Raw genomic sequence first — 9,255 nt, 5'->3', positions numbered from 1 at the left:
AAAAGTGGCGGACCCGGACCAATTGGATGCTGGTGCAGTCTTCGGCGCAATATTCCAGTATCCTGGAACGCACGGCCATGTACGCGATTTCACTAATGAAATTGCCGCCCTGCATGAGCACAAAGCGATAGCCATCGTTGCGGCAGACATTCTCTCACTGGCATTACTTAAGTCGCCCGGCGAAATGGGGGCGGATATCGCGATTGGCTCAACCCAACGCTTTGGTGTCCCAATGGGCTATGGCGGCCCGCATGCTGCTTACATGGCGACGACCGACAAGCTGAAGCGTGCGATGCCGGGGCGGATCATCGGTGTCAGTATCGACAGCCGGGGCAACAAGGCCTACCGCCTTGCACTTCAGACCCGTGAGCAGCATATCCGTCGCGAAAAAGCCAACTCTAATGTCTGCACCGCGCAGGCCCTATTGGCGGTCATTGCGTCGATGTATGCAGTTTACCACGGCCCTGACGGTATCAAAGCTATTGCTCAGTCCGTGCATCGCAAGACTTCGCGATTGGCTGCCGGTTTGGAAGAAGCTGGTTTCACTGTCGAACCAGAAGTGTTCTTTGACACCATTACTGTCGAGGTTGGACACCTGCAAACGACCGTTATGGAGGCGGCGGTGGCGCGGGGCGTCAACCTGCGCCGTGTAGGTCATACTAAAGTTGGCATCAGTCTTGATGAACAGACTCGGGCTGAAACGATTGAAGCTGTGTGGGGCGCCTTTGGTATCGACCGCGCGGATGATAGCTCGAACGTTGCCTATCGCCTTCCCGACTATGCGCTGCGCGAGACGCCGTACCTGACCCACCCGATCTTCCACAAGAACCGGGCCGAGGCTGAGATGACACGCTATATGCGCCGTTTGGCGGACCGCGACTTGGCTCTGGATCGCGCGATGATCCCGCTTGGTTCATGCACCATGAAGCTGAATGCAACTATCGAAATGATCCCGGTCACATGGCCCGAGTTCGGCAACCTACACCCCTTTGTTCCCGAAGATCAGGCACAGGGTTATCATGAGATGATCGCTGATTTGAACGATAAGCTGTGCCAGATCACCGGCTATGACGCAATCTCGCAACAGCCTAATTCGGGCGCACAGGGCGAGTATGCAGGTCTGTTGACCATTCGGAATTATCACATCGCTCGCGGCGAAGGGCACCGCAATGTATGTTTGATTCCGACTTCTGCGCATGGCACCAATCCTGCCTCGGCCCAGATGGTGGGTTGGCAGGTCGTGCCGGTGCAATCTGACGAAAACGGAAATATTGATTTGGCAGACTTCCGGGCGAAAGCCGAAAAGCACACCGATCAACTGGCCGGCTGCATGATCACTTATCCGTCCACCCATGGCGTGTTCGAAACCACCGTGCAGGAGGTCTGTCAGATCACCCATGACCATGGCGGTCAGGTCTATATCGACGGGGCGAATATGAATGCCATGGTCGGTTTGTCGCGTCCCGGAGATATCGGCGGCGATGTCAGCCACCTTAACCTGCACAAGACGTTCTGCATTCCGCATGGAGGCGGTGGCCCCGGTATGGGGCCAATCGGTGTGAAAGCCCACCTGACTGAACATTTGCCCGGCCACCCGGAATATGGCACCGCGGTGGGGCCAGTTTCGGCGGCACCATTTGGCTCCCCTTCCATACTGCCGGTCAGTTGGGCCTATGTTCTGCTAATGGGTGGCGCGGGTCTTACGCAAGCAACCAAGGTTGCGATACTGAACGCCAACTATATTGCTGCACGACTAAAGAACTCCTATCCAATCCTTTACACATCTGAAACGGGTCGCGTGGCGCACGAATGTATATTGGACACGCGTCCACTCGATGCCGAGGCACACGTAACGGTGGATGACGTGGCCAAGCGTCTTGTAGACAGCGGCTTTCATGCGCCGACCATGAGCTGGCCAGTAGCTGGAACGTTGATGGTTGAACCGACAGAGTCTGAACCCAAAGATGAACTGGATCGTTTCTGTGATGCGATGCTCTCGATCAGGGCCGAAGCGCAGGATATCATTGACGGCAAGATCGACGCGGAAAACAATCCGCTGAAGAACGCACCCCACACCGTGCGTGATCTGGTTGGCAGCTGGGATCGTCCGTACACCCGCGAACAAGCCTGCTTCCCGCCGGGTTCGATGGGCGTTGACAAGTATTGGTCTCCGGTCAATCGCGTCGACAACGCGTACGGTGACAGAAATCTGGTCTGTACTTGCCCGCCGATGTCGGAATACGAGGAAGCGGCTGAGTAAGTACCTAACCGCGCCACAAAACCGTGCCCGCGGAATGACGCTCGGGCACGATTTCTTTCGCGTGTGGAAGGTTTGCTCCTCTTAACTGGAGGCAGCTAAAGTGACTATTCCGGGCGCGAAGCGGGCACTTGACCTGACCAGAAAAGAAATCCCCATGGAGGCAGAACCAACACACGCTGAGCATCTTGCAAGATGGCAAATAGAGGTGCTGCCGTAACCAGTTGCGAGAACGTATATACGCCTTCATAGTTCTCGTTGAACTACTGATGGAGGAGCTGCCAATGCCTGCCCGTAACCGCTTTGCAGAGCTGCACGCCGAGATTACCGAGTGGCGGCAGGACATTCACGCAAACCCCGAGCTGCGTTTTGAGGAGTACCGCACTTCAGCCAAAGTCGCTGACTTGCTTACCGAGTTCGGTTGTGACGAGGTGACCACCGGAATCGGCCTCACTGGCGTAGTGGGGGTTATCCATGGACGCAAGAAAGAATCCGGCAGAGTGATTGGCTTTCGCGCAGATATGGACGCGTTACCCATTCCTGAAACCACCGGCGTCTCCCATGCATCTACAAATCCCGGAACCATGCATGCCTGCGGGCATGACGGGCATACGGCTATGTTGTTGGGCGCGGCGAAGTACCTGGCCGAGACTCGAAACTTTGATGGCTCTGTAGTGTTGATTTTTCAACCTGCAGAGGAGGGCAGCGGGGGTGCGCGCGCAATGTTGGACGATGGGTTGTTGACCCGTTGGGGCATTCAGGAGGTTTACGGCATGCACAACTGGCCGGGAATTCCTGCGGGCCAGTTCGCTGTTCGCGACGGGCCGCAAATGGCCGCGACCGCCTTCTTCGAACTCACTGTGAACGGTCGGGGCGGGCATGCGGCTCTGCCACATAAGGCGGTGGATACAACCGTTGCAGCCGCACACGTGATCGTGGCGTTGCAAACTATCGCCGCGCGGAACATTGACCCATTGAAAACAGTGGTCGTTTCCACCTGTGGGATGCGCAGCGACAGCAACACCTTCAACGTGATTCCTGACGAGATCAAACTCCGTGGTACCGTGCGATACTTCGACCCTGAGGTTCACGAGACGGTGCAAAAACGACTGCGAGAGATTGCCGAACTAACGGCAAAGGCCCACAATGCCGAGGTTTATCTGGATTACTCTCCGCGCGTGCCGCCGACGATCAACAATCCCGAAGCCGCCGCGCGCGCGGCAGAGGTCGCGCAATACATTTCCGGTTCTGTCATTCGCGAATTTGACCCAGTTATGCCGGGCGAAGATTTCTCTGAAATGCTCGCCGAACGCCCGGGTGCCTATCTCTTCATAGGCAACGGCGACAGCGCTGACCTACACAATCCGTCCTATGATTTTAACGACGAATTGATACCGGTGGGCTGTAGCTGGTACGCCGAAATGGCCGAGCGGCGTATGCCGTTGGGCTGAACGCTCAGATGGCAAACGTCGAGAAAATCGTTGGAAGACTGTTTCCATCGCCACGCCTAACTTGTCGGAGCAAATTCCGGGAGGGTGAAAACCTGCGTTGATTGGGACATCCCCGCCAAAGTGTGATGTCCCAAAGGCTGCAGTGGAACTGAAACATCCGCTGCAAACTCCGAGGACAAAACCAACGGAGTTTCAAGTGACTTACACAAGCCTTCAAGACGGTTAACCTGGTTCACCGCGGGACCAATGGTGGTGAAGTCCAGTCTGCGTTCGGTGCCAACATTACCATACATTACTGAGCCGCGGTGGAGGGCAATCCCGAATTCTATTTTGCCGCCATGTTTTTCCCACTTGGTGTTTTTTTCTTTCGCGCGCGACACGCAATCCAGCACTGAAGTCAGGGCAGCCCGACACATGTCGACTGCGGGTCTGGTTTTCTTGTCAATTGGGAAGATTGCCATAACTGCGTCGCCTATAAACTTCAGAACTTCGCCACCATGGTCTTCCACTGATCCTGCTGTGCAATCGAAGTAATCATTGATCAACGCGAGATACCGCTCCAATGGCATGTCTTCAGCCATTCGGCTAGAGTTTCTCAGGTCGCAATAGAACAACACACAGTCTATTGCGCCGCCGTCACCGCGTTCAATGACGCCGTCCAATACCCGGTTCCCAGAGTAGCTTCCCAGATAAGCATCCAACAAACCCTGTGCCAGAAGACGTGATTTTGCAGTTTTTATTACCAGCGCGAGGGCGGGCATAAGCGCCTGGATGTAATTGATTTCAGAGTCGCTGAAACCGCCTATGCGCCGGGTAGTAATCGACATTACGACACCTTCCATCCCTGGTGGAAAGTCTGACCAACGACTGGTGTCATCGCGATGGTAACTCTCAAAAAGTGCGATGTAATCCGTTATGCCATCTGCACGAAGGTCTTCCAGGATCGGGAAATTTTGCCCGGCCTGTTCATCCTCCAGCTTGTAGCGCCGATAGATGTCTCCGCTGCACGCTAATTCAAAAAAGGGGGTATTTCGAAATCTGGGAGTATCCAGCTGATCCCGTGGAGTCAGCTCGGCTTTTGCCTGATCGTCGCGTACGGTCCAAAGAACGTTTAGGGCACCAAATATTGGATGCAGTACCATACCCCCAACGTTTATTCGAACAACAGGTATGCCCGCGGAAACAAGTCTGTTGCCAAACCCTTGTACGACTTCTTCAGCGGTAACGTCGCGAAGACCACACCTCATCAACCAAGTGGCGACGCTGTCTAATAGTGGTGACCTACTGAACTCAATCATACCGGAACGCCTTCTTATCGAAGAAAGGGGTTTTTAAATAGGTGGGCTATGGGGCCGCATACCGTCCGGAAACAATGAAAACGGAGCGCCTTGACCCGAGCAATTCTCCCTAATGTAGCATAGCACAAAGAATAACTTCTATAATGGGCCTCTGTCTTTATGTTTGCGAGGGAATGGGTCGTGGCGATCAGTCAATGCAGGGCTTATCACAACCTCGACAAGGCGTGGCGGTCCTGGGCTAGGGACGGTCTTCAAATGGGTGGTTCTGCATGCAGGGTGGTCAGATTGAATGATATAAGCTTGCCAGCGCTGGGAATAATCAACTTGCGGATCTGGAATTTTACCCGTGTAACTACTTCGATCGGTCAAACTTTGGGCTACAAAGCCGAGTAAAAGGAGAAGACTGTACAGATATCGGGTCCTTCGACGGTCATATAGAAAAACGTTACTTTTTGACTGGTCGTACTGTGACTGAAGGGCCAAACGTGGAGGAAACGCATGCCAAAGTCAGATCAGATCAGGAAAATTCAGACCCAAGGTGTACATCACATCACGATCAACGGGGCTGACCGACAGACCTCGATAGATTTCTGGGAAGGCGTGCTGGGGATGCCTTTCATTTTCGACCAGCCAAACCTGGACAACCCCAATGAGGGACATCTTTATTTCGACCCGGGCGATGGCCGACTGATCACGATCTTTACAAACGAAGAGCGGACGCCGGATGCCAACCCTGTGCCAGAAGCCATAGGTTCACTGCATCACCTCGCACTCAACGTCAGCCAAGCAACGTTCTGGCAGGTCGCAGACCGTCTGGACGCGAGAGGCGTCAAACACTCCGGTCCAGTCGATCGCGGGTTCATGGATTCGATTTACTTCCGCGACCCTTTGGGTCTTCGACTTGAGCTCGCAAGCTACAGATTTGACCCACCCGAGGGTTGCCGCCACGCCGACGTGATGATCGAGGCGCATAAGATTCGCGTTGCCGAAGGCGATCACCACATCGATCGTGAACACCTGGCTGACGCAATTGCATTGCTGGTAGAACGCAGGCACAATTCATTATCCGGAGACAGATCACCACGTAACGCGTATTGAAGATTCGCCTGTTGCTCTTTCGTATGCAGGTCAGGCTGTACCGTTCCGCGCTTCTGCTTTGGTAAGGGCTTGTTTTGTAGAGGCTGTGGCCGGATGTAGTTTTCGCTTCGGTGGGTTCCCTCCCGGATACATCATCAACTGCTGCGGTTTCGCTTTTGTCAAATTTGAGCCAATCGGAAACATGCGATCCAGTTTGTTCGGATTCGGCGTGACGTTTTCCAACGCCGAAGGTTCTTTTCCACTTGCCGTTCTTCCCTGGGGTACGTAGGCGTGTCGGTGGGACACCCCTCCCCAACGAGGGGCGTGTATCTGGAAGGGTAATACACATGGCTATCGAACAACCGGCGACGCGGCCGGCTAATCCGCGTTTCTCCTCGGGCCCTTGCGCCAAACCCCCTACATTTGATCTGACCAAACTGTCCGACGCCGCATTGGGCCGGTCGCACCGCGCTGCAATCGGCAAGGACAAGTTGAAAGCTGCCATTGAAGGCACACGTGAAGTTCTGGGTATTCCAGCTGATTACAAGATCGGCATTGTTCCCGCCTCGGACACAGGCGCGGTCGAAATGGCGCTCTGGTCGTTGTTGGGCGCGCGCAAGGTTGAGATGTTGGCTTGGGAAAGTTTTGGCGCTGGCTGGGTGACCGATGTAGTCAAACAGCTTAAAATTGACGCGGAAGTGAAGACCGCGGATTACGGGCAGATCGTCGACCTGGCTTCGGTCGATTTTGCCAATGATGTGGTGTTTACCTGGAACGGTACGACTTCTGGTGTGCGGGTACCTGATGGCGAATGGATTGCAGATGACCGTCAGGGTCTGACGATTTGTGATGCGACCTCGGCGGCTTTTGCGATGGACTTGCCTTGGGAGAAGTTGGATGTGACTACGTTCAGCTGGCAGAAGGTTCTGGGCGGAGAAGCTGCCCACGGGATGCTGATCTTGAGTCCCCGGGCGGTGGAAAGGCTTGAGAGTTATACTCCAGCATGGCCATTGCCCAAGATTTTCCGCCTGACCAAAGGTGGCAAATTGATTGATGGCATCTTTTCTGGCGCGACGATCAATACCCCTTCGATGTTGGCGGTTGAGGATTATTTGTTCGCGCTGGACTGGGCGCGGACCGTAGGTGGCCTGCAGGGTTTGATCGCCCGGGCTGATGCGAATGCTGGCGCGGTACATGCGTTCTGTGACCGGAACAATTGGATTGCTAATTTGGCCGAGGACGTCGCGACGCAATCTAATACATCGGTTTGCCTTAAGTTCACCGATGCCCGTATTCAGGATGGCGCAACATTCGCCAAGGCCGTGGCCAAACGGCTTGAGGCCGAGAACATCGCTTTGGACATTGGTGCTTACCGCGACGCGCCTGCGGGTCTGCGCATCTGGTGCGGCGGTACGGTCGAGACTTCGGATATCGAAGCGATGCTGCCTTGGCTGGCTTGGGCTTTTGAGTCCGAGATCGCGGCGCAAGCCGAAGCCGCCTAATCCGTTTCTGTCTTCGCTGGGCCGTCTTAGGCCCAGACATCTCATTACATTCAAGGACCGTAAACATGGCCCCTAAAGTTCTCGTTTCCGACAAACTCAGCGAAACCGCTGTTCAGATATTCCGCGACCGTGGTATCGATGTCGACTTCATGCCCGATCTGGGTAAAGACAAAGAAAAGCTTGCCGAAGTGATTGGTCAATATGATGGCCTGGCCATTCGTTCGGCCACCAAGGTTACTCCAACCATTCTGGACAAGGCAGAAAATTTGAAGGTCATTGGACGGGCCGGCATCGGAACGGACAACATCGACAAGGATGCCGCCTCGAAAAAGGGCGTGATCGTGATGAATACGCCCTTCGGCAATATGATCACCACAGCCGAGCATGCGATTGCGATGATGTTTGCCGTGGCAAGACAAATCCCAGAGGCCAGCACCTCGACCCATGCGGGCAAGTGGGAGAAGTCCAAGTTCATGGGGATTGAGTTGACCAATAAGACCCTCGGCGTGATCGGCGCAGGCAACATTGGTGGCATTGTCTGCGAACGTGCCTTGGGCCTGAAAATGAAGGTCATAGCATATGATCCCTATCTGGGCGAAGAAAAAGCCGCGCAGATGGGTGTAGAGAAAGTCGAACTGGATGAACTGTTGGCCCGCGCAGATTTTATCACGCTGCACGTTCCGCTGACAGACCAGACGCGAAATATCCTGAGTCGCGAAAACCTGACCAAAACCAAGCAAGGTGTGCGTATCATCAATTGCGCCCGGGGCGGATTGGTAGACGAAGAGGCGCTGGCCGAGATGCTACAGTCGGGTCACGTCGCAGGCGCGGCGTTCGACGTGTTTAGTGCAGAACCTGCCAAAGATAACCCGCTGTTCAACTTGCCCAACGTGGTTTGCACGCCGCATCTGGGAGCGGCAACGACCGAAGCACAAGAGAACGTAGCGCTTCAAGTGGCCGAACAGATCTCGAACTATTTGCTGACCGGCGCAGTAGAAAACGCGTTGAATATGCCAAGTGTCACCGCAGAAGAAGCCAAGGTAATGGGCCCCTGGATCAAATTGGCGGGACATCTGGGCAGTTTCATCGGTCAAATGACGGATGAGCCGATCAAGGCGATCAACATCTTGTACGACGGTGTCGCGGCCGAAATGAATCTGGCGGCGCTTAACTGTTCAGTGGTCGCGGGGATTATGAAAAAGTTCAACCCCGAAGTGAACATGGTTTCGGCCCCAGTAGTCGCCAGGGAGCGGGGTATTCAAATCTCAACGACAAATCAGGACAAGTCGGGTGCATTTGAAGGTTATATCAAAGTCACCGTCGTGACCGAAAAGCGGGAACGTTCGATCGGCGGCACCGTGTTTAGTGACGGCAAGCCGCGGTTTATCCAAATCAAGGGGATCAACATCGATGCCGAGGTGGGCGCGCATATGCTTTACACCACCAACGAGGATGTGCCCGGTATTATCGGAGCGTTGGGGCAAACGATGGGTGCGCACGGCGTTAACATCGCGAACTTTACCTTGGGACGTAAAGAAGCCGGGGGCGAAGCTATCGCCTTACTTTACGTCGACGAGCCAGTTCCGGCCGAGGCTCGGGCAAAGCTGGCTGAAACCGGTTTGTTTACACAAATCAAGCCGTTGGAGTTCGATGTGGCATAAACGCCTTGT

At 54.7% G+C, this 9,255-nt stretch carries 6 protein-coding genes; 5 read left to right on the top strand and 1 reads right to left on the bottom strand.

Going from position 1 to position 9,255, the window contains the following annotated elements; all coding sequences use genetic code 11:
- Nucleotides 1-2,260 (top strand): aminomethyl-transferring glycine dehydrogenase (gene gcvP / locus AC2FNV_RS19625; RefSeq protein WP_496774193.1); only part of this gene is annotated, 2,260 nt, incomplete at its 5' end.
- A 281-nt stretch (nt 2,261-2,541) separates the two neighbouring features.
- A complete protein-coding gene (locus AC2FNV_RS19620) occupies nt 2,542-3,708 on the top strand; it encodes a M20 aminoacylase family protein (protein WP_170603110.1) in 1,167 nt (388 codons plus the stop codon).
- Nucleotides 3,709-3,764: 56 nt separating this feature from the next.
- Here AC2FNV_RS19620 and AC2FNV_RS19615 read toward each other — a convergent pair whose 3' ends face one another.
- Entirely contained in the window at nt 3,765-5,006 is a 1,242-nt protein-coding gene (locus AC2FNV_RS19615; protein WP_170479395.1) for an adenylate/guanylate cyclase domain-containing protein, read from the bottom strand.
- A 516-nt stretch (nt 5,007-5,522) separates the two neighbouring features.
- On the opposite strand from AC2FNV_RS19615, the gene AC2FNV_RS19610 reads away from it, so the two are divergent.
- From AC2FNV_RS19610 to serA, 3 genes are all read left to right on the top strand, one after another.
- Nucleotides 5,523-6,104, top strand: a complete 582-nt coding sequence (locus tag AC2FNV_RS19610; protein WP_170479689.1) for a VOC family protein — start codon at nt 5,523-5,525, stop codon at nt 6,102-6,104.
- 326 nt (nt 6,105-6,430) lie between these two features.
- Complete coding sequence (locus tag AC2FNV_RS19605; RefSeq protein ID WP_170603112.1) at nt 6,431-7,585, top strand: phosphoserine transaminase; 1,155 nt, start codon at nt 6,431-6,433, stop codon at nt 7,583-7,585.
- Nucleotides 7,586-7,650: 65 nt separating this feature from the next.
- Complete coding sequence (serA, locus tag AC2FNV_RS19600; protein ID WP_170603114.1) at nt 7,651-9,246, top strand: phosphoglycerate dehydrogenase; 1,596 nt, start codon at nt 7,651-7,653, stop codon at nt 9,244-9,246.
- Nucleotides 9,247-9,255: the final 9 nt, after the last annotated feature.

This window comes from Ruegeria sp. BHSA163, assembly GCF_059613365.1.
The sequence above is the reverse complement of the archived record's forward strand: the minus strand, read 5'-3'. Positions and strand labels throughout refer to the sequence as shown.